This window comes from Polynucleobacter sp. JS-Polo-80-F4 (assembly GCF_018881965.1).
Classification (GTDB): Bacteria; Pseudomonadota; Gammaproteobacteria; order Burkholderiales; family Burkholderiaceae; genus Polynucleobacter.
The window spans coordinates 1203679-1223380 of sequence record NZ_JACVPI010000001.1; the positions used below are offsets into that span (position 1 = coordinate 1203679).

Consider the following 19702-nt stretch of genomic DNA (forward strand, 5'->3'; position numbering starts at 1 on the left):
CACAGTCCAATACCCAGGCAGGGATGCAAAAACCCAAAATTTTGGTGGCAAGAGCCATTTTTCCAGAGGCTTTAGCCAAACTAGAAGAATCCTTCGAGGTTCGATCTAATCAAGAGGATCGGATTTTTAGTCCCGAAGAGCTGCAAAAAGAACTCTCTGGTGTTGTAGGGGCTTTAGTGGCGGGCAGCGAAAGAATTGATGCGAATGCCTTGGCCCATGCCAAGGATTTGAAGGTGATAGCCAATATCTCTGTGGGATATAACAATTTTGATGTGCCAGCAATCACTGCTGCTGGTGTGATGGCAACCAATACACCAGATGTTTTGACGGATACAACGGCAGACTTTGGATTCGCATTGCTGATGGCAACAGCAAGACGAATTACCGAATCCGAACATTGGGTGCGTGCAGGCCAATGGGATAAGTGGTCGATTGTGAATAATCCCCTTGGGATGGATTTGCATCACAGCACTGTAGGCATTATTGGTATGGGCCGTATTGGTCAGGGCATTGCTAAACGTGCTTTAGGTTTTGGTATGAATGTGATTTATCACAATCGCAGTCACTTATCAGATGCTGATGAAAAAGCATGTGATGCGACATATGTTTCTAAAGAAGAATTACTGCGCACTGCAGATCATGTTGTCTTAGTATTGCCCTATAGCGCTGAGAGTCATCATACGATTGGCGCAAAAGAAATTGCCCTTATGAAACCGACGGCAACCCTGATAAACATTGCCCGTGGTGGTATTGTGGATGATACGGCACTAGCTCAAGCCCTCAAGGATAAAAAGATCTTTGCTGCTGGCTTAGACGTCTTTGAGGGTGAGCCTAAGGTGCACCCTGAGTTATTGAAATTGAGTAATGTAGTACTTGCTCCGCATATTGCTAGCGCTACAGAAAAAACACGTAGAGCAATGGTGGATTTAGCAGTAGATAATTTGCGCGCAGCACTTGAGGGTAAAAAACCGCCCAGCCTTATTAATGTAGAAATGTTTAAGGGCTAGTAGAGTTCATTGGGTTACGTAGGTAGTAAAAAATAAAGCCGAGCAATGCTCGGCTTTATTGCTTGAAGCGTAGCTTCGAATAAATACCAATTACTCAGCGTCAATTTCTTCTGGAAGTTCCCGCATTGCTAATTCAATACCGCCAAATTTTCCAGCAACCCAGTTATAGACTTTGCAGGCAATCCACAATAATCCAAAGCCAAGTAACGCATTGAGAATAAGTGCCGACAGCACAGTGAATCCAGGGATGGCGCCGTCACGTATGAAGGCCACAAATAGCGCCAATAAAACGATTGGAACAGAGAAGCAGAGGTAAACCAAAACTAAGGTTTTGGCGGTATGCATTGGGTCGAGAAAGACGAGTTCTTTTTTGGTGAGTTTCATGATGACGCAATCTTAAAGCAGTCCATCAAAAAGCGCTATATCTACCCAGTCTCCTGCAGCAACATTTCCTTGTTCGTGACCTAGGATGACAAAGCAATTGGCCTCACTCATTGAGCGCAAGATTCCCGCACCTTGGCTGCCAGTGAGTCTGACCGTTGGTTTGCCATCAGGGCTGCGTCCTAGGATAGCGCGTTGAAATTCTGTGCGACCTGGCTTTTTCCGGATAGGCGCTTCGGCAATGGCTTGGGTAAGAGGCGGTTCAGTTTGATTGGCGCCATTCAGCTGCAGAAGGGCTGCTCGGACAAATTGGTAAAAAGTCACCATGACTGCCACTGGGTTTCCTGGTAAACCAAAGAAAAGCGTTTTGCGAGTAGACGACTTTCCGGCTACGGGCTTAAGGACTCCAAAGGCCATGGGCCGGCCAGGACGCATGGCAATTTTCCAAAAACCGACATCACCCAACTCTTGCATGATCTGTTTCGTGAAATCTGCTTCGCCAACAGATACACCACCAGAAGAAATCAATACATCCGCCTTATTTGCTGCTTCAATAAATGCCTGCTTCAAAGAGGTGGGATCATCGCGCACAATACCGCAGTCAATGATGTCCAGATTTAAGCGGTTAAGTAAACCAGTCAGGCTGTAGCGATTGCTGTCATAAATGCTGCCCGCATCCAATGTTTGGCCTAGCGAACGCAACTCATCACCTGAAGACAGAATGGCAACCTTGAGCTTGCGCTTGACTGGCAATGAGGCAATGCCAAGTGAAGCAGCTAAACCGAGATCAGAGGGGCGTAGTAAACGACCAGCCGCAATTGCAGGTCTACTCTTTTGCAGATCTTCACCACGCAAACGCCTGTTCTCACCGGGCTTTAATTGATCCTGCTTGAATTCAATGGTGAATTCATCTTTTGCAGTTGTAAATTCTTGTGGAATAACGGTATCGCACCCAGTCGGCATTAGCGCACCAGTCATGATCTTCAGGCATTCTCCTAGACCAATACTGCCTTCATAAGGCTTGCCAGCCAGCGCAGTACCAGTAACTCGTAATTCAATAATGGCACTCTTGGTATTGAGACATTCGCCGTTAAATGCAAAGCCATCCATTGCAGAATTGTCTGCAGCTGGTACATCGATTGGTGAAAGTAGATCTGCTGCCAAGATTCGATTGATCGCTTGATCTAGTGCAACAGTTTCAATATCTGCAGGATCATTAATCGCTGCCGATTCTTGAATGAGGTCGTTGACCAGTCCTGCAATTGCCTTGCGTGCATCATCTACATGAAGTGATGAGGTTAAAAGAATAGGTTGGTTTGGTGAATGACTCATGCAGATACTTCTTCAAGAGACTTGAGTTCTTCAGGTGTATTCACATTCGCGAAAACTTGCGGGTCTTCAAAAATCACGGTACTGCTATGTAACTCTTTAAACCAGCGATCAATTTTGAGGTCGCCCTTCAGTAGAAAGTTCGCGAGAGAGTCTTGTAAGTTGGTACGCATTAAGCAAAACACTGGCTGTGCCCATACTTTGCCATCAGTTTCTCTGCTAGAGGCATACACCAGTTGAAAGTCATCTCGCTCCATCTCTGCACTCAATGCTTGGGCAAGATTATTCGGCAGCAAAGGGGAGTCACAGGGTGAGGTAAGAAGGTAAGGAGTTTTGCAAGCCTTTAGACCTACAGAGAACCCCGCCAAGGGGCCAGAAAAATCTGGCGTCTCGTCCATGATGACGGGGTATCCGTAGCCCGCATACTTTGTAATGTTGCGGTTGGCATTAATGATGATGGATTGTGTCTGAGTCTTTAGCTTGGCAATAGTCGACTCAATCAGCGGCTTGTTATGAAAAGAAATTAAGCCTTTATCGATGCCACCCATACGCTGGGCGCGACCGCCGGCAAGAATGAGTCCAGTAATGTCTTTAGTCAAAATCATTAGCCACCAATATAAGACATTTCAACCTTGCGATTACCAGAAGATAGGTTGGCGGTATGAGAGCCGCGAATCTCAGAATAGTGATCATCGCGAGTGGACCAGGTATTCATGACAGCATTGGCAATTTCTAAATTACTTTTTCCTGAGCGTAATAAAGTTTTGAAATCAAATCCTTCATTTGCAAAAAGGCAGAGATACATTTGCCCATCAGTAGAGATACGTGCTCTAGAGCATTCGTGACAGAAGGTTTGGGTAACGCTAGAGATCACGCCAATCTCGCCTGAGCCATCCACATAACGCCAGCGCTGAGCAACTTCGCCAGCATAGTTGGCCTCTACGGGCTCGAGTGGATACACTTCATTAATACGGGCAATGACTTCTCTGGACGGAAGAACTTGCTCCATATTCCAACCATTCGAACTACCCACATCCATGAATTCAATAAAGCGCAGAATGATGCCGCTACCTTTGAAGTGTTTGGCCATCGAAATAATCTCATGATCATTGGTGCCTTTTTTAACCACCATATTGACTTTAATATTCTCAAAGCCAACCTCTTGCGCCGCGGCAATTCCATCGAGCACATCTGCTACCGGGAAGTCGACATCATTCATCTTTTTAAAGATAGCGTCGTCTAGGCCATCCAGACTGACTGTCAAGCGATGCAGACCAGCCGCTTTTAGTGCAGCAGCTTTTTTGCGTAGAATGCTGCCGTTAGTCGTTAATGTCAAATCAAGTGGCTTACCTTCGGCTGTCTCAATTTTTGCCAACATCTCAATCAGTACTTCTAAATTCTTGCGGAGCAAAGGCTCCCCACCGGTCAGCCTAATTTTTTCAACGCCTAATGTAGCGAAGATAGAAGTAAGGCGAGTAATTTCCTCAAAGCTTAATAACTCTTTGTGAGCTAAGTAGGGATAGTTTTGATCGAACACTTCTTTGGGCATGCAATAGTTGCAGCGGAAGTTGCAGCGATCCGTTACGGAGATGCGAAGATCTCTTAGGGTACGTCCGCGGACATCTTTAGTGTGACTATGGGGCGTGATCAGTTGCGCGCCAATAGATGGCGACAGGCCTTTGCCTTCGTCAATACGGATGGGGATTACCTTTGGGTTTACTTTTTCAACCATGATCTCAATTATGGCTGTGAAACGGGGTTTCTGCCAAACCGCCAAATATCCTTTTGGGATAAATGGCGGTCTGGAGAAAAAGCTTAAATAAGCGTTAAACCGTTTTTTCTTGGCCGCCGGTTTCGACTAAAACCATTGGACCATCATGAAGGCTTGCTGCTGGTTTAGGCGCTCTGCCCAAGTTATGAGCAACAGGCTCTGCCTGAATCTGGCTTTGCGCTTCAGCATGCTTTGAAGAGTCAGTAGCAACCCAGATCATGCCAGCCGATTGCACAACGCTATGCAAAGGTGTTTCCTCAAGTGCTTGGAAAGCAACTTTAGGAAGTTCTGGTGCAGGCTTTGCAATCACTTCCAACTTCGCAGCCGCTACAGCAACAGGTGCTGGAGTAGATGCTGGTGCAGAAGTGGGCGCTGGAGCCGCAGCGGAATTTTGCGCAGGGCGATTGGATTGACGTGGAGGACGTGGTGCGCGCTCTTGTCTTTCTTGTTTCTCTGCAACAGGTTTTGCATTGCCAAAGCTATTGACGATATTCTGAATCGGCATTGAAGAAGATGCGCCGCCCATTCCAACTGGAGGGCCCGTAAATGGACTTGCAGACGCTGTAGTTGCCGGTGCATTAGTTGATGCACTAGCTGCGTCATTGCCGCCTTCAGTTCGCTCGCCGCGTTGACCGCGACCACGACCACGACGGTTGCGACCACGACCGCGACGCTCTTCACCATCTGCAGCTGGAGTAGTTTCACTACCAGGAGCCGCTTCAGTTGCAGGCGTTACTGCCGCTGGGTTAGCTTGACGTTCTGGTTTAGGACCATTTTGATTGCCCTGGTTACGGTTGCCGTTACGGTTGGTACGGTTGCGATTATTGCCCGTGCCTTCTGCTGGAGTGCCTTCAGCCGCATTTGCTGCTGGGCGCTCGGTGCGCTCAGTACGCTCGCCGCGACGGTTGCGACCGCGATTGCGATCGTTACCATTGCGCCCTTGATTGCGACCGCGTGGGTTACTTGGCGCTGGTTTCTCTTCAACTGCTGGTGCTGAACCAAATAGGCTCTTAATAAATCCAAAGAATCCACCAGTGCTTTCTGCTTTCGCTACTTTTTCAGTGCGTGCAGGACGTGGTTGGCTAATTGGCGCAGGCTGTGTTGGTGTAATACCTTTAACAGCAGCTTCAGGACGCACTTTTACATCAGCATCTTTTTTGCTTACTGTTGTGTCTGTCTCGAGTTCACGAGCAGCTTCTTCCGCCATCACATAGCTAGCTTTTTGATCATCAAGACGTGGATCGTCATGACGCAAGCGCTCTAGTTTGTAATGTGGAGTTTCTAAGTGCTTATTAGGAACCATCAAGACATTGACTTTGAAGCGAGTCTCGATCTTGATGACTTCAGCGCGTTTTTCATTCAAGAGGAAGGCAGCCACTTCGACTGGCACCTGAGTATGAATTGCTGCTGTGTTTTCCTTCATTGCTTCTTCTTGGATGATGCGCAGAACTTGCAAAGCAGAAGATTCAGTATCGCGAATGTGGCCAGTGCCGTTACAACGTGGGCAGGTTACATGGCTACCTTCAGATAATGCAGGGCGCAAGCGCTGACGAGACATTTCCATCAAACCAAACTTGGAGATCTTGCCCATTTGAACGCGAGCGCGGTCATGACGCAGGGCATCACGTAAGCGATTCTCAACGTCTTTCTGAGCTTTGCTGGACTCCATGTCAATGAAGTCGATCACGATCAAACCACCCAAGTCACGTAAACGTGCTTGACGAGCGATTTCATCAGCGGCTTCTAAGTTGGTGCGAGTCGCTGTCTCTTCAATATCAGAGCCACGGGTTGCGCGTGCCGAGTTAACGTCCACAGAAACCAAAGCTTCGGTGTGGTCGATCACGATTGCGCCGCCAGATGGCAATGGCACAGTGCGTGAGTACGCAGTTTCAATTTGATGCTCAATCTGGAAACGAGAGAACAAAGGCACGTCATCTTGGTAACGCTTCACGCGTGGCAAGTTGTCAGGCATCACTACAGACATAAATGCTGCAGCTTGTTCATAGATGTCATCGGTATCGATGAGGATCTCACCAATATCAGGCTGGAAGTAATCGCGAATTGCGCGGATTACCAAGCTGGATTCGAGGTAGATCAGTAATGGAGCGGAGTTGCCTTTTGCGGCTTCATCAATCGCTGTCCACAACTGCATGAGATAGCTTAAATCCCATTGCAATTCAGTAGCGTCGCGACCAATACCGGCTGTGCGAGCAATAATGCTCATGCCATCTGGTACTTGTAATTGGGACATTGCTTCACGGAGTTCTTGACGGTCTTCACCTTCAATACGGCGAGAAACGCCGCCTCCACGGGGGTTATTTGGCATTAATACCAAATAACGGCCTGCTAAGGAGACAAAAGAGGTGAGGGCAGCGCCTTTTTGGCCGCGCTCTTCTTTTTCTACCTGAACAATGATTTCTTGGCCTTCGCGCAAAGCATCCTTGATGGAAGCATTGCGAACGTCAATACCTTCTTTGAAGTAAGTGCGGGCTACTTCCTTGAATGGCAAGAAGCCATGACGTTCTTCGCCGTAATTGACAAAGCAAGCTTCGAGCGAGGGCTCAATGCGAGTAATAACACCTTTGTAAATATTGCCTTTGCGTTGTTCACGACCGGCAGCTTCGATATCGATATCAATGAGTTTTTGACCATCAACGATGGCAACTCGCAACTCTTCTTGTTGAGTTGCATTAAACAACATGCGTTTCATAACACTCTCCTATGGGGGAGGGCGTCGTTGCGCGCTGCGTTAGGGGACAAGTTAGATGCCGCTTGGAACTAAGCCCAAGGCGGTATATGAGTGTGGATCATGCAAATCTAAGCATTTTTTGCCTAGCTCACCCAGTTAACGGTTGGTTAAATCGGTGCCACACTTGACGATCGCCGCAGAGACCTCCTTTAGGCCATCAATGCAGGCGCGCGCCTGAAAACTGTCTTCTAATCGCGGGTCGCGGCATACGGCACACCAACCCTGCGCCTCATTACAACGGGGGAGGGGCAACCCCGGGAGTCTTTTAAAGGGCGACTCCAAGCTCCACGATTCAAACCTGACTTCAGGTTAGTCTCGGACCAATAAATTGGCTAGAGCGTTGATTATACGGCACAAGTTGCGTGACAATGGGGTATTGTTGAGTCCCTTGTCGTCCCTCGCCGGGGTCACAAGAGAGATAAATCATGAAATCCGAACCTATTTCCAAGCCTTTACAGGTAAAAACGCCCAATACTTCAGCGCCTGCTGCAGTGCACCTTCAGACCATTGGTCCAGAAGAGGCTGGCCAACGCTTAGATAATTACCTATTGCGCTGGGCTAAAGGGGTTCCTAAAAGCCACGTTTACCGAATTATTCGTTCTGGAGAGGTCCGGGTTAATAAAAAGCGGGCCGAGCCAACCACCCGTCTTATTGAGGGGGATGTGGTGCGCCTTCCCCCTGTGCGGATTGCCGAGCCAGCCCAAATGGCGGCAGTCAATTCTGCCCAAACCAAGTCACGGGCCCATGGCTACTCCGACAAAATGCCCATCCTTTTTGAGGATGAAGCCCTCTTAATAGTAAACAAGCCAACGGGTTTGGCTGTACATGGTGGCTCAGGAATCGCCCTTGGAGTCATTGAGACTCTGCGGATTACTCGTCCTGAACTCAAATTTCTGGAACTGGTTCATCGCCTAGATCGAGACACCTCAGGAGTTTTGCTACTGGCTAAAAAGCGAAGTGCTTTAGTGGAGTTGCATCGCCAAATTCGTGAAGGTCAAACCGATAAGCGGTATTTCTTGCTTGCACATGGTGAAATTGTTCAGGGCGCGCAAACAATGCAGCTTAAATATCCTTTGCATAAATATCTTCTCCCGAATGGCGAGCGTCGCGTGAAAGTCGATCCAGATGGGTTGCCAAGCCATACCGCACTAAGAGTGACTAAAACACTTAAGCGTGAGGATGCCACTATTACTTTGGCTGAAGCGCAACTGAAGACGGGGCGCACACATCAGATTCGGGTGCATTTACTAAAGTTAGGCCACGCGATTTTGGGTGACGATAAGTATGGCTTTGAGGATCTAGATAAAGCTATTAAATCAAAGCGCTTATATTTGCACGCTCATCTGGCGGGTTTCACTCATCCCCGCACCGGTGAGAAGATGCGGATTGAATCACCATTGCCCGCAGAATTTATCGCCATGATGAAAACCTTTGAGCAGTAAAAAATAAGAATCAAGTAGAAACAAGACAATGCCTCAAACGAATAAATCGAATCGACCGTACGACCTCATTGTTTGGGATTGGGATGGAACTATTATGGATTCCACGCCGACAATCGTGCATTGCATTCAGCAAGCCTGCCGCGACTTGGGTTTTAAGGCGCCAGATGACACCTTGGCAAGTTCAGTCATTGGTTTGGGAATTCAGGATTCATTGCGCAGGGCGGTACCTTGGGTTGAGCCGATTCATTTTCAAAAGCTCACCGAGCGCTTTCGCTACCACTACTTAGCAAAAGATCATGAGCTCGATTTATTTGTTGGGATCAGAGAGCTTTTACAAGAACTGCATGACCAACAGTTCCTATTGGGTGTTGCTACAGGTAAATCTCGTGTGGGATTGGATCGCTCGCTCAAGCATCATCAAATTGGGCACCTCTTTCATGAGACGCGCACAGCAGATGAATCTTTCTCCAAGCCACATCCAGGTATGTTGCTGGAGTTGTCAGATGTGACCCAAGTGCCGACTCGCCGCATGCTGATGATTGGTGATACAACACATGATTTGGATATGGCAGCCAATGCTGGCGTGGATGCAGTAGCGGTGACTTATGGCGCCCATCCCCCGAGTACGCTGAAGGAATCGCCATCATTGGTGCATGTTGATGATGTAGTGCAACTTTCCCAATGGCTTAAAAGTAATTTGTAATCTGATTAGCAACGCTAAGGAATTGATAGATGGAAAATAATCCAAACCCTAATTGGGAGCGCCAAGCTCTCGAGCATCTTCTCCTAGAGAATTTGAAGGAGACTCGTAAGGCACGTCGCTGGAAAGCGGTATTGCGCGTACTTACTCTGTTGGTATTGGTAGGCGCTCTCTTATCAATATTTGATTTTCATCTGCCAGGCAAAGGTATTGGGGTTGAAAAACATACCGCCTTAGTCACTCTCGAAGGGGAAATTTCCTCCAGCTCGATGGCTAATGCCATGGATATCAATTCTTCGTTGCTATCAGCATTTGAGAATGAGAATAGCGCTGGTGTTGTATTACGCATCAACAGCCCTGGAGGATCTCCAGTGCAAGCTGGCATGATTAATGATGAGATTCATCGCTTGCGCACACTCTATCCAAAGAAACCCTTTTATGTTGTAGTGGAAGATATTTGCGCATCAGGTGGTTACTACGTTGCGGTGGCTGCGGATCAAATCTTGGTTGATAAAGCTAGCCTAGTGGGATCCATTGGCGTGATCATGGAAGGCTTTGGGTTTACGGGTTTAATGGATAAGTTGGGCGTTACGCGTCGCATGATTACCTCAGGCTCTAACAAGGGCATGATGGATCCATTCAGCAAAGAAAATCCAAAGCAAGTAGAGATGGTCAAAACCATGATTGATGAGATTCATCAGCAATTTATTGCGGTGGTGAAAGAGGGTCGTGGCGATCGTTTAAAAGATGTACCAGATTTATTTTCTGGACGCATCTGGAACGGTGAACAAGCCGTCAAGATTGGTTTGGCTGATGGTTATGGCACGGTTGACACAGTCGCGCGCGATATCTTTAAAGCGCCTGATATTCTGGACTACACCATGAAAGAAAACTTTGCCGAGCGGGTTGCTAAGCGCTTTGGTGCAGAGGCTGGTGCTGCTGCTGGTAAAGCTTTAGTGAAGACGCCTGATCTCAAGTAAATAAAAAAACAAAACTAGAGTAGCAACAAATTTAGGCCAATAGTAGAAATACTGTTGGCCTATTTTGTAATGAGGCACAAGCGGCTTCATTCGGGTAGCGTTTGCGCCAATCCGCAATCGATAGTGTTGTGATCATTTCCGATGGCAGACTAAGGTCTACTCCAAGACAGAGCAAGCTTTGTGGCGCTAGTGAGTTGATGCAAGCCATCAGCATCGCGGTATTGCGATAGGGTGTCTCAATCCAAATTTGCGTTTGTTGTAATTTGCGAGACTCCACTTCTAATTGCTTTAGCTTGGCTGTGCGCTCATGAGTGTCATGCGGTAAGTAGCCCTGAAATGCAAAGCGTTGACCATTCAGTCCGCTTGCCATCAAGCCCAGCAAAATAGAACTAGGTCCAACCAGCGGTTTTACTTTGGCGCCCAGCTTGTGTGCGGCTAATACCAATTCTGCGCCTGGATCTGCAACACCAGGGACTCCTGCCTCAGACATTAAGCCCATATCATTGCCGGCGAGCAAAGGCTTGAGTAAATCAGCAGGTTTCACCGCATCACCGTATTTGGCATTGCGGGCGGCTCCACGCCATTCACTCATTTGCATTTCTTGAATAGTGCACACCAATGGGGAAACAGAATCGATTGCTTTTAATAGCGCCCGCGCTGTCTTGGCATCTTCAACAATCCAGTGTTTTAGCTTGGCTGATTGCGTAATCGTTTCGGATGGAAGCACCCAAGGCAATTGCTCAACGCGACCATCATCACCCAAGGTATTGGGAATTAAATATAGAGTGCCGAGTTTGCTCATAGAGAACTTCTTTTATTTTTTATTACTTAGTTTTTTGATGGAATTACAAAACCGGCATCACGCAGTAAGCCTGTTAATGCAATGAGCGGTAAACCAATTAAAGCGGTTGGATCATCACTCTTGATTGACTCTAGCAGGCTGATGCCAAGACCTTCCGACTTAGCGCTACCAGCGCAATCGTAAGGTTCCTCAGTAAGTAAATAGGCCTCTAGAACGTTATCTGGCAGTTTACGAAAGGTCACTTCGGTTGGAATGCAAACGGTAGTCTGGGTGTCGCCCCTCATCAAACACAGCGCTGTTTGAAAAGTCACTACTTGACCGCGCATAAGTTGTAGCTGTGCCAATGCTCTTTCAAAATTACCGGGCTTACCAATCGCTGCACCACACAGATCGGCAACTTGATCGGAGCCAATTACCCAAGCATCTGGGTATTGTTTAGCAACTGCTGCTGCTTTAGCTTGAGCAAGTCGAAGTGCTAAATCGAGTGTGCTTTCTCCGGTGAGTGGTGTCTCATCTACATTTGGTGAAATGACTTCAAAAGGAATGCGTAGACGCTCTAAAAGCTCACGGCGATATTTGGATGTAGATCCTAGGATAAGGGGTGGGTTTTGGAAACTACTCATTCTGTTCTGTGCTTTCTGGTGCGGCTTCATTTAGACTGATGACATGAATCGTAATCAAGTTTTACCTCAAGTCGAGCTATCTGCCGAGCCAAGTGCCTTAAAAAGGGTAGATTTTTGTGCCCCTCAATCTTATGAAGGCGCTGGTTTTTTAAGTATGTCAGATATGCCAAGATTGGCTGAGGAGGCTTCAACAGTCAATCCAGCTGATGGCTTCAATTGGTCAGTGAGGACCCATTTTGAGGATTCCCCAGGCAGTGAGCCCCACCAAATTCTGGAATTGGGCCTAAAAGGACGTCTGCACCTGGTCTGTCAGCGCTGTTTACAAGATTGCGCAGTGGATTTGGACGAAAAGCGTCGATTTGTTCTGGTTCTGACGGATTCTGAGGCTGATGAATACCCGGTTGAGGATGAAGAGCAAGAGCCTTTGGTGGTAAATCAGCATTTCAACCTTCTGGAAACCATTGAGGATGAGGTTTTGTTGTCACTGCCCCTTATTCCAAAGCATCCTGATGGGTTTTGTGAGCCCCATGCCTCTACCTTTGCGGATGAGGGTGAAGAAGGGGTGTCAAATGAGCGCGAAAATCCCTTTAACATATTGAAAAATATGAAGAAAAACTGAATTTAGGGGTCTTGTATCAGATGTTGTTTTGAGTACCTTTTGTCAATAAATCAAGCATTTAGGCGCATTTCCATGCTAGAATATCGCCTTGCTTAGGAGTTCAATATGGCCGTTCAACAAAACAAAAAATCACCTTCCAAACGTGGCATGCACCGTGCGCACGACTTCTTGACCGCACCTGCTACGGCTGTTGAAGCCACAACTGGTGAGGCTCATTTGCGCCACCACATTTCACCTAACGGCTACTATCGTGGTCGTAAAGTTGTTAAAACCAAAAACGACTAATTTTTTAGTCTAAACAGATAGAAGCGGCTCCAGTAAAAGCCGCTTTTTTCTTGGATAAATCAATTGCAGCAATCAATGAGCTTATGAGCGTTACTCTCGCTATTGATGCCATGGGCGGAGATCATGGAGTCGTCGTGACGGTTCCAGCTGCCTGCGATTTTTTAGAAAAACATTCTGATGTGAGGATTGCCCTTGTCGGCGATCCCGATTTAATCAAGCAAGCCTTGAGTAAATCTCCTAAAGCTCCTATGGAGCGCATTCATATTATTCCCGCTAGTGAAGTTGTCTTGATGGATGATCCTATCGAGGTTGCCTTACGTCGCAAAAAAGATTCTTCCATGCGTGTTGCCATCGAACAAGTGAAAGAGGGTACTGCTGATGCCGTGATCTCTTCTGGCAATACTGGCGCGCTCATGGCGATTTCTCGCTATATCCTGAAAACACTTGATGGCGTTGATCGTCCTGCGATTGCTGCCGCTATTCCCAATGAACTTGGGCTCGGCACAACCATGTTAGATCTTGGGGCTAATGCCGACTGTGAGCCTATGCACTTAGTCCAGTTTGCCGAAATGGCTAACGTGATGGTGCAAGTGGTGGATGGCAAACAAAACCCCTCAATTGGCCTTCTTAATATTGGCGAAGAAGTGATCAAGGGTAATCAGGTAGTGAAGCAAACTGGCGAACTACTTCGTCAAACCGCTTTAAATTTTTACGGCAACGTAGAAGGCAATGATATTTTCAAAGGCACTACGGATATTGTGGTGTGCGATGGTTTTGTTGGTAACGCTGTCCTGAAAGGCAGCGAAGGTTTGGCAAAAATGATGAGCGGATTGATTCGCCAAGAATTTAATCGCTCATGGCTTACCAAGTTAATGGCAATTTGCGCTATGGTGCCATTGCTGAGAGTTCGTAAGCGCGTTGACCATCGTCGTTATAACGGCGCGGTATTGTTAGGTTTGCGTGGTTGTGTGATTAAGAGTCATGGTTCTGCTGATCGCTTTGCCTTTGGCTTTGCTTTAGATCGCGCCTATGAAGCAGCTAAGAACCGCATGGTAGAGCGTATTGCTGCAGCATTTGTGGTGGAGACAAAAGAATGAGTATTTTCGCAAGAGTAGCCGGCACTGGAAGTTATCTTCCCGAGTTGCGCCTAACCAACCAGGATTTAGTTGAGCGTCTTGCCAAAACTGGCTTAGAGACCAGCGATGAGTGGATTAAAACGCGTAGTGGTATTTCTGCACGCCATTTTGCGGCTGAGAATGAACTTACTAGCGATCTAGCGGTGAAGGCTTCACAAGCTGCATTAGATAGCGCAGGCATTACCTCTGAAGATTTAGATCTGATTATTTTGGCTACGTCTACGCCAGACCATTTAGGTGGCTTTCCAAGTACGGCCTGTGTAGTGCAAGACAAATTGGGCGCACATACTGCTTGCGCAGCTTTTGACGTGCAGGCAGTTTGCGCCGGCTTTACCTATGCACTCGCCATTGCAGATGCGTTTATTCGTTCTGGTTCATACAAAAAAGTATTGGTGATTGGTGCTGAGACCTTCTCACGCATTCTCAATTTTCAAGATCGCGGAACTTGTGTATTGTTTGGTGATGGTGCTGGAGCTGTCGTACTAGAGGCCTCTAAAGAGGCTGGTATTTTGTCTACAGCACTTCATGCTGATGGTAGTCAGCGCGACATTTTGTGTGTTCCTGGGCGCGCTGGTAATGGGGAAGTGCATGGCTCTCCATTCATGACCATGGATGGTCCAGCGGTTTTCAAGTTGGCCGTGAAGGTCTTGGAACAAGTGGCTCACGAAGCACTTGAAAAAGCCAATCTCAAGGCCGAGCAAATTGATTGGTTAGTGCCGCATCAAGCCAATATTCGCATCATGGAAGGCACAGCCAAGAAAATGGGCATGTCGATGGATAAGGTCATTGTTACCGTGCATGAGCATGGCAATACCTCTGCCGCTTCCATTCCATTGGCATTAGATTCTGGTGTGCGCTCTGGGCAGATCAAGCGTGGTCAACATCTTTTATTAGAAGGTGTTGGCGGTGGCTTTGCTTGGGGCGCGGTTGCCATTAAATACTAAGAACAGTTCACCTTTTATTTACCCATCTCTTTAATTTCTTTTATTAGCGAATTAATCACATGACATTTGCATTCGTATTCCCAGGTCAAGGTTCTCAATCTGTCGGCATGCTCAACTCTATTTCTGAGCGTCCAGAGGTGCGTGCAACATTGCAAGAGGCTTCCGAAGCCCTGGGTGAAGATATTGCAAAGCTGATTGCTGAAGGCCCTGCAGAGGCTTTGTCATTAACTACCAACACGCAACCCGTGATGTTGACTGCTGGTGTGGCTTTTTATCGAGCCTGGTTGGCTGCGGGTGGTCCCGCTCCTACGGTGATGGCTGGTCATAGTCTTGGTGAGTACTCTGCATTGGTGGCTTCTGGCGTAATTGCTTTTAAGGATGCAGTGCCCTTAGTGCGTTTCCGTGCTGAAGCGATGCAAAGTGCGGTACCTGTTGGCACTGGTGGCATGGCAGCTATTTTGGGTTTGGATGATGCAACAGTAATTCAGGTTTGTGCTGAAGCGAGTGCAGTATCTGGTGGCGTTGTAGAGGCCGTGAATTTCAATGCCCCTGGTCAAGTGGTGATTGCAGGTGCTAGTGATGCTGTTACTAAAGCATGTGAGTTGTTGAAAGCCGCTGGCGCAAAACGCGCATTGCCATTGCCGGTGTCCGCACCGTTCCACTCCTCTTTATTGCAACCCGCTTCCGAGAAACTCAAGGGCTACTTGGCGAATATTGAATTTAAAGTTCCTAGCATTTCTGTTATCAATAACGTGGATGTTGAAATCTTGAATGACCCAGCAGCTATTAAAGATGCATTGGTGCGTCAGGCTGCTAAACCGGTGCGTTGGCAAGAAACTATTCAGGCCATGGCTGGGCAAGGCGTTACTCAAGTAGTGGAGTGTGGACCTGGCAAAGTATTGGCAGGCCTTACTAAGCGCATTAATGATCAAGTTACCGGCGTGCCAGTATTTGACGAAGCTAGCTTGAATGAAGTGCTGGCTAGCTTGAAATAAAATCAAGATACATAAAATATAGAAAATAGCGGAAGACAAATATGAATCTCGACTTAAGCGGACAAATTGCCTTAGTAACTGGTGCCTCACGTGGCATCGGTCAAGCAATTGCAGATGAGTTAGTGAAGTGTGGCGCCAAGGTGATTGGTACTGCTACATCCGAGAGTGGCGCAAAAGCCATTGATGATCGCTTGAACACCTCGGGCGGTGCAGGCAAAGTATTAAATGTCACCGCACCAAATGCGTGTGAAGAAATCATTGATTTGATTGTGAAAGAATACGGTGGCATCAATATTTTGGTGAATAACGCTGGCATTACTCGCGATAACTTGTCCATGCGCATGAAGTCTGAAGAGTGGACTGATGTGATTGACACCAACTTAAGCTCTGTATTCCGTCTTTCTCAAGCGGTGATGCGTCCAATGATGAAGGCTCGCAGTGGCCGCATTATCAATATCACTTCTATTGTTGGTCATATGGGTAACCCTGGCCAGGCAAATTACGCTGCTGCTAAAGCAGGCGTTTCAGGGATGACTCGTGCCTTAGCCCGTGAAATCGGCAGCCGTAATATCACCGTGAATTGTGTTGCTCCTGGATTTATTGATACCGATATGACCCGCGCTTTGAGCGAAGAGCAACAAAATGCCCTAAAAGTGAACATTCCTTTAGCGCGTTTAGGTAGCCCTGAAGATGTAGCCCAGGCAGTGGCGTTTTTGGCCTCTCCAGCAGCTGGTTACATTACGGGTAATACCCTACACGTCAATGGCGGACTCTATTTAGCCTAACGGCAAAGCAAGGATTTGGTCATTTTTAGGCGAATTTGCTAATTCGGTCCGCCAAACTGATAAAATCCTCTCATCGTTTTTTACAACCCCTGGGGAAATTAATGGACAACATCGAACAACGCGTTAAGAAAATCGTCGCTGAGCAATTAGGCGTCGCAGAAGGAGATATCAAGAATGAATCTTCTTTCGTGAACGACTTGGGCGCTGACTCTCTTGACACTGTTGAGCTGGTTATGGCTTTGGAAGATGAATTCGGAATCGAAATTCCTGATGAGGAAGCTGAAAAGATCACTACAGTTCAGCTCGCAATCGACTTCGCCACATCAAAAGCTCAGGGTTAATTCCCTAGCCTAGGTATTATTGTGTCAGCATCAAATGGCCGACGCCGGGTAGTAGTCACCGGCCTTGGCCTCATCTCACCTGTTGGTAATTCAGTTGATATAGCTTGGTCTAATTTGCTCGCGGGCAAATCTGGCATTGCTACCATCACGAAGTTTGACCACACTCCGCTTAGCGTTCATTTCGCTGGAGAGGTGAAAGATTTCAATGTTGAAGAATATGTTTCCGCCAAAGAGGCGCGCCATATGGATACGTTTATCCATTACGGTATTGCTGCTGGTACACAAGCTATTCGAGACAGCGGTTTAGAGATTACTGAACAAAACGCCGAGCGCGTTGGCGTCATGGTTGGTTCCGGTATTGGCGGCCTGCCGATGATTGAGGAAACAGGCGCTGAGCTATTGGCTCGCGGTCCTCGTCGCATCTCACCATTCTTTGTGCCAGGTTCAATCATCAACATGATTTCTGGCCACCTCAGTATCTTGTTTGGTCTCAAGGGTCCAAACGTTGCTGCGGTAACAGCATGTACAACCGGTTTGCACAGCATCGGTTTGGCAGCGCGCTTAATTCAGTATGGTGATGCGGATGTCATGGTTGCTGGCGGTGCTGAATCAACCATCTCTGCATTAGGTGTTGGCGGCTTTGCTTCAGCAAGAGCACTTTCTACTCGCAATGATGATCCTGCAACTGCATCACGTCCATGGGACAGAGATCGCGATGGTTTTGTTCTTGGCGAAGGTGCTGGCGTCATAGTGCTTGAAGAGTATGAGCATGCCAAAGCACGCGGCGCAAAAATCTACTGCGAATTACTTGGCTTTGGTATGAGTGGTGATGCGTATCACATGACTGCTCCAAATATGGATGGCCCACGTCGTTGCATGCTCAATGCAATGCGTGATGCGGGCTTAAATGCTGATCAGATTCAATACATTAATGCTCACGGCACTTCTACACCGTTGGGTGATAAGAACGAAACTGGTGCTATTAAGGCTGCTCTTGGCGACCACGCTAAGAAGACCTTGATTAATTCCACCAAGTCCATGACCGGCCACCTTTTGGGCGGCGCTGGGGGTCTGGAGTCTGTTTTCACGATTTTGGCTCTTCATAACCAAAAATCGCCACCTACTATCAATATCTTCAATCAAGACCCTGAGTGTGATTTGGACTACTGCGCCAATACCGCTAGGGATGTGAAGATCGACCATGCAGTCAAAAACAATTTTGGCTTTGGGGGTACTAACGGTACCTTGATTTTTGGCAAACTGACCTAATATTCTTAATATCTTCATTGTTGGTTTTTACCAAGTAGGTCTATAGCATTATGAAAAAGTACTTAATTGCGCTCATGGCTATTTTTAGTCTTGGGCAACTCTCGCTCATTTCAACAGCTTCTGCTCAAAATCCACGGGTGACCATTCCTGATTTTGCGGATTTGGTTGAACGTGCGAGTCCTGCAGTTGTGAATATTCGTACGACTGAAAAAGTGGTGGTGCAGCAAGCTCAAGGTGGCATACCTGGAATGCCTGAAGATCAAGCTGAATTCTTCCGCCGTTTCTTTGGCGTGCCTATTCCTGGAATGCCAAGCGGCCCTAAGCAGGCACAACCAAATCCTAGCAAACCACAAGAAGCAGATCGTGGTGTGGGCTCTGGTTTCATTATTGAATCCAATGGATTGATTTTGACCAACGCACACGTTGTTGAAGGTGCCACCACTATCTATGTGACTCTGACTGATAAGCGGGAATTCAAAGCCAAGTTACTGGGTATGGATAAGCGTACTGACGTAGCGGTAGTCAAAATTGAGGCGCGTGATTTACCAAAGTTGCCTTTGGGTGATTCATCCAGGGTGCGAGTGGGCGAATGGGTGCTGGCAATTGGCTCTCCATTTGGTCTTGAGAACACGGTCACTGCTGGCATTGTCTCGGCAAAGAGTCGCGACACTGGCGACTATCTACCCTTTATCCAGACGGACGTTGCGGTGAACCCAGGTAACTCTGGTGGCCCACTTTTAAATACTGCTGGCCAAGCGATCGGTATCAACTCTCAAATCTTTAGTCGCTCTGGCGGCTACATGGGGATTTCATTTGCGATTCCGATCGATGAAGCGATGCGTGTTGCAGATCAATTGCGCACTAACGGCAAGATGACCCGTGGTCGCATTGGTGTTGCTTTGGGTGAGATGACAAAAGAAGTGGCTGAGAGCTTAGGTTTAGGAAAGCCTCGTGGCGCATATGTGCGTAACGTTGAACCAGGCGGTCCTGCAGCTGTAGGCGGTATTGAAGCGGGCGATGTGATTCTGAGTTTCAATGGCAAAGATATTTCTAAATCAACCGACTTACCCAGAGTAGTTGGCGAAACTAAGCCAGGCACTTCCGTGCCATTGCAAGTTTGGCGCAAGGGTGGGACCCGTGACCTAACCGTCACCGTTACGGATGCTGAGTCTACTCAGGCAGCCAATAAGAAGCCAGATGCACCTACGGCGAATAGCAATAGCGCCAATACTCTAGGAGTTGCTGTCAGTGAGCTCTCGGATGCCAAAAAGAAGGACTTGAATATCAAAGGCGGGGTGGAGGTGACTGGTTTGGGGGATGGCCCTTTAGCTAGAGCCGGAATTCGGCCGGGAGACGTCATTATTCGGGTTGCAGACGCTGATATCACGAGTGTTAAGCAGTTTGAGGCTCTGGTGAAGGGTTTGGACACCAATAGGGCTGTTCCAGTCTTTATCCGCCGCGCTGACAGCACTTTGGTGGTCCCTGTCAGACCTAAATAACCCTATTTTGGGCCTAAAAATGGGGTTTGGTGCCTTTTTGGCGCC

General features: G+C 47.6%; 20 protein-coding genes. 13 read left to right on the top strand and 7 right to left on the bottom strand.

The features are described 5' to 3' along the window. The first annotated feature begins 23 nt into the window (after positions 1–23). Positions 24–1007, top strand: coding sequence for a D-glycerate dehydrogenase (locus ICN20_RS06230; protein WP_216240333.1), 984 nt, complete (start codon positions 24–26; stop codon positions 1005–1007). A gap of 90 nt (positions 1008–1097) precedes the next feature. Here the strand turns inward: ICN20_RS06230 and ICN20_RS06235 are convergent, their stop codons facing one another. The 5 genes from ICN20_RS06235 to ICN20_RS06255 all read right to left on the bottom strand — a co-directional run bounded on the left by ICN20_RS06235 (position 1098) and on the right by ICN20_RS06255 (position 7198). Beyond that, the gene (locus ICN20_RS06235) at positions 1098–1391 is read right to left on the bottom strand and encodes a hypothetical protein (protein ID WP_215400911.1); all 294 of its coding nucleotides are present in this window, start codon (positions 1389–1391) and stop codon (positions 1098–1100) included. 12 nt (positions 1392–1403) lie between these two features. Then, positions 1404–2720 (bottom strand): gephyrin-like molybdotransferase Glp, encoded by a 1317-nt coding sequence (gene glp / locus ICN20_RS06240; protein WP_216238863.1) that lies wholly within the window; start codon positions 2718–2720, stop codon positions 1404–1406. Next, entirely contained in the window at positions 2717–3322 is a 606-nt protein-coding gene (gene mobA / locus ICN20_RS06245) for a molybdenum cofactor guanylyltransferase MobA (RefSeq protein ID WP_216238865.1), read from the bottom strand. Before mobA ends, glp begins: the two co-directional genes overlap by 4 nt. Continuing rightward, a complete protein-coding gene (moaA, locus tag ICN20_RS06250) occupies positions 3322–4449 on the bottom strand; it encodes a GTP 3',8-cyclase MoaA (protein ID WP_216238867.1) in 1128 nt (375 codons plus the stop codon). Before moaA ends, mobA begins: the two co-directional genes overlap by 1 nt. A gap of 94 nt (positions 4450–4543) precedes the next feature. Beyond that, complete coding sequence (locus tag ICN20_RS06255; RefSeq protein WP_216238868.1) at positions 4544–7198, bottom strand: Rne/Rng family ribonuclease; 2655 nt, start codon at positions 7196–7198, stop codon at positions 4544–4546. 464 nt (positions 7199–7662) lie between these two features. On the opposite strand from ICN20_RS06255, the gene ICN20_RS06260 reads away from it, so the two are divergent. Genes ICN20_RS06260 through sppA form a run of 3 tightly spaced genes read left to right on the top strand, consistent with a single transcriptional unit; the run spans position 7663 to position 10359 of the window. After that, positions 7663–8679, top strand: coding sequence for an RluA family pseudouridine synthase (locus tag ICN20_RS06260; protein ID WP_216238869.1), 1017 nt, complete (start codon positions 7663–7665; stop codon positions 8677–8679). Positions 8680–8707: 28 nt separating this feature from the next. Further along, on the top strand, positions 8708–9382 hold the full coding sequence (locus ICN20_RS06265; protein ID WP_216238870.1) for an HAD-IA family hydrolase: 675 nt from the start codon (positions 8708–8710) through the stop codon (positions 9380–9382). A 29-nt stretch (positions 9383–9411) separates the two neighbouring features. After that, on the top strand, positions 9412–10359 hold the full coding sequence (sppA, locus tag ICN20_RS06270; RefSeq protein WP_216238871.1) for a signal peptide peptidase SppA: 948 nt from the start codon (positions 9412–9414) through the stop codon (positions 10357–10359). A gap of 31 nt (positions 10360–10390) precedes the next feature. Here the strand turns inward: sppA and ICN20_RS06275 are convergent, their stop codons facing one another. Continuing rightward, on the bottom strand, positions 10391–11161 hold the full coding sequence (locus ICN20_RS06275; RefSeq protein ID WP_216238872.1) for an SAM-dependent methyltransferase: 771 nt from the start codon (positions 11159–11161) through the stop codon (positions 10391–10393). Between the two features lie 26 nt (positions 11162–11187). Next, on the bottom strand, positions 11188–11784 hold the full coding sequence (locus ICN20_RS06280; protein WP_216238873.1) for a Maf family nucleotide pyrophosphatase: 597 nt from the start codon (positions 11782–11784) through the stop codon (positions 11188–11190). 43 nt (positions 11785–11827) lie between these two features. Here ICN20_RS06280 and ICN20_RS06285 point away from each other — a divergent pair, with 43 nt between their 5' ends. From ICN20_RS06285 to ICN20_RS06325, 9 genes are all read left to right on the top strand, one after another. Further along, positions 11828–12403: a DUF177 domain-containing protein gene (locus ICN20_RS06285; protein ID WP_216238874.1), complete on the top strand. Its 576-nt coding sequence runs from the start codon at positions 11828–11830 to the stop codon at positions 12401–12403. A 105-nt stretch (positions 12404–12508) separates the two neighbouring features. After that, positions 12509–12688 carry a 50S ribosomal protein L32 gene (gene rpmF, locus ICN20_RS06290; RefSeq protein ID WP_011902241.1) on the top strand — a complete coding sequence of 60 codons (180 nt, stop codon included), beginning with the start codon at positions 12509–12511 and terminating at the stop codon, positions 12686–12688. A gap of 83 nt (positions 12689–12771) precedes the next feature. Next, complete coding sequence (gene plsX, locus ICN20_RS06295) at positions 12772–13785, top strand: phosphate acyltransferase PlsX (RefSeq protein ID WP_216238876.1); 1014 nt, start codon at positions 12772–12774, stop codon at positions 13783–13785. Next, the gene (locus tag ICN20_RS06300) at positions 13782–14768 is read left to right on the top strand and encodes a beta-ketoacyl-ACP synthase III (RefSeq protein WP_216238878.1); all 987 of its coding nucleotides are present in this window, start codon (positions 13782–13784) and stop codon (positions 14766–14768) included. Before plsX ends, ICN20_RS06300 begins: the two co-directional genes overlap by 4 nt. A 59-nt stretch (positions 14769–14827) precedes the next feature. After that, positions 14828–15763 carry an ACP S-malonyltransferase gene (fabD, locus tag ICN20_RS06305; protein WP_216238880.1) on the top strand — a complete coding sequence of 312 codons (936 nt, stop codon included), beginning with the start codon at positions 14828–14830 and terminating at the stop codon, positions 15761–15763. 41 nt (positions 15764–15804) lie between these two features. Further along, a complete protein-coding gene (gene fabG / locus ICN20_RS06310) occupies positions 15805–16548 on the top strand; it encodes a 3-oxoacyl-ACP reductase FabG (protein WP_216238881.1) in 744 nt (247 codons plus the stop codon). A 101-nt stretch (positions 16549–16649) separates the two neighbouring features. Further along, entirely contained in the window at positions 16650–16889 is a 240-nt protein-coding gene (gene acpP, locus ICN20_RS06315) for an acyl carrier protein (RefSeq protein WP_011902246.1), read from the top strand. Positions 16890–16910: 21 nt separating this feature from the next. Beyond that, positions 16911–18158, top strand: a complete 1248-nt coding sequence (gene fabF / locus ICN20_RS06320; protein ID WP_216238882.1) for a beta-ketoacyl-ACP synthase II — start codon at positions 16911–16913, stop codon at positions 18156–18158. A gap of 50 nt (positions 18159–18208) precedes the next feature. After that, a complete protein-coding gene (locus ICN20_RS06325) occupies positions 18209–19657 on the top strand; it encodes a DegQ family serine endoprotease (RefSeq protein ID WP_216238883.1) in 1449 nt (482 codons plus the stop codon). The last annotated feature ends 45 nt before the right edge of the window (positions 19658–19702 follow it).

Coding starts and splice junctions, on each gene's coding strand:
- ICN20_RS06230 (WP_216240333.1), top strand. CDS start 24: ATGCAAAAACCCAAAATTTTGGTGGCAAGAGCCATTTTTCCAGAGGCT.
- ICN20_RS06235 (WP_215400911.1), bottom strand. CDS start 1,391: ATGAAACTCACCAAAAAAGAACTCGTCTTTCTCGACCCAATGCATACC.
- glp (WP_216238863.1), bottom strand. CDS start 2,720: ATGAGTCATTCACCAAACCAACCTATTCTTTTAACCTCATCACTTCAT.
- mobA (WP_216238865.1), bottom strand. CDS start 3,322: ATGATTTTGACTAAAGACATTACTGGACTCATTCTTGCCGGCGGTCGC.
- moaA (WP_216238867.1), bottom strand. CDS start 4,449: ATGGTTGAAAAAGTAAACCCAAAGGTAATCCCCATCCGTATTGACGAA.
- ICN20_RS06255 (WP_216238868.1), bottom strand. CDS start 7,198: ATGAAACGCATGTTGTTTAATGCAACTCAACAAGAAGAGTTGCGAGTT.
- ICN20_RS06260 (WP_216238869.1), top strand. CDS start 7,663: ATGAAATCCGAACCTATTTCCAAGCCTTTACAGGTAAAAACGCCCAAT.
- ICN20_RS06265 (WP_216238870.1), top strand. CDS start 8,708: ATGCCTCAAACGAATAAATCGAATCGACCGTACGACCTCATTGTTTGG.
- sppA (WP_216238871.1), top strand. CDS start 9,412: ATGGAAAATAATCCAAACCCTAATTGGGAGCGCCAAGCTCTCGAGCAT.
- ICN20_RS06275 (WP_216238872.1), bottom strand. CDS start 11,161: ATGAGCAAACTCGGCACTCTATATTTAATTCCCAATACCTTGGGTGAT.
- ICN20_RS06280 (WP_216238873.1), bottom strand. CDS start 11,784: ATGAGTAGTTTCCAAAACCCACCCCTTATCCTAGGATCTACATCCAAA.
- ICN20_RS06285 (WP_216238874.1), top strand. CDS start 11,828: ATGAATCGTAATCAAGTTTTACCTCAAGTCGAGCTATCTGCCGAGCCA.
- rpmF (WP_011902241.1), top strand. CDS start 12,509: ATGGCCGTTCAACAAAACAAAAAATCACCTTCCAAACGTGGCATGCAC.
- plsX (WP_216238876.1), top strand. CDS start 12,772: ATGAGCGTTACTCTCGCTATTGATGCCATGGGCGGAGATCATGGAGTC.
- ICN20_RS06300 (WP_216238878.1), top strand. CDS start 13,782: ATGAGTATTTTCGCAAGAGTAGCCGGCACTGGAAGTTATCTTCCCGAG.
- fabD (WP_216238880.1), top strand. CDS start 14,828: ATGACATTTGCATTCGTATTCCCAGGTCAAGGTTCTCAATCTGTCGGC.
- fabG (WP_216238881.1), top strand. CDS start 15,805: ATGAATCTCGACTTAAGCGGACAAATTGCCTTAGTAACTGGTGCCTCA.
- acpP (WP_011902246.1), top strand. CDS start 16,650: ATGGACAACATCGAACAACGCGTTAAGAAAATCGTCGCTGAGCAATTA.
- ICN20_RS06325 (WP_216238883.1), top strand. CDS start 18,209: ATGAAAAAGTACTTAATTGCGCTCATGGCTATTTTTAGTCTTGGGCAA.